This window comes from Burkholderia sp. AW49-1 (genome assembly GCF_053427845.1).
Map to the genome: position 1 here is coordinate 1 of NZ_JBSAXF010000094.1, position 776 is coordinate 776.

Consider the following 776-nt stretch of genomic DNA (forward strand, 5'->3'; position numbering starts at 1 on the left):
CAGCTGATCTCGAAGTTCAAGCTCGACGCGAACGCCGATCCGCAGGCGTACGGGATCGGCATCAAGGAGCTGTGGGAAATCGATCCGGCCAAGCACAAGCCGGGCCTCGTGATCCACACGGCCGGCTGGCCGCTGAAGTCCGATACGTACGGCGGCTCGTTCCTGTATCACATGGACAACAACCAGGTCGTGGTCGGCTTCGTGGTGGGCCTGGGCTACACGAATCCGTACCTGTCGCCGTTCGAGGAGTTCCAGCGCTACAAGACGCACCCGTCGATCCGCGCGTTCCTCGAAGGCGGCAAGCGCGTGTCGTACGGCGCGCGCGCGATCACGGCCGGCGGCCTGCTGTCGCTGCCGAAGACGGTGTTCCCGGGCGGCGCGCTGATCGGCGACGACGCGGGCTTCCTGAACGCATCGCGGATCAAGGGCAGCCACGCGGCGATCAAGACCGGCATGCTGGCGGCGGACGCCGCATTCGACGCGCTGCAGGCCGGCCGCCAGAGCGACGAGCTCAACGCGTATCCCGACGCCTTCAGGCAGTCGTGGCTGCATACGGAGCTGTACCGCGCGCGCAACTTCAAGCAGTGGATGGCCAAGGGGCTGTACCTGGGCACGCTGATGGTCGGGCTCGAGCAGAAGGTGATGGGCGGCAACGTGCCGTGGACGCTGCACCACAAGCATGCGGACCACGAGATGCTGAAGCCGGCGTCGCAATGCACGCCGATCGAGTATCCGAAGCCGGACGGCAAGCTGACGTTCGACCGGCTGTCGTCGGT

General features: G+C 66.2%; 1 protein-coding gene. It reads left to right on the forward strand.

Going from position 1 to position 776, the window contains the following annotated elements; all coding sequences use genetic code 11:
• Window positions 1-776 (forward strand): NAD(P)/FAD-dependent oxidoreductase (locus tag ACV22W_RS33545; protein ID WP_448023825.1); only part of this gene is annotated, 776 nt, incomplete at both ends.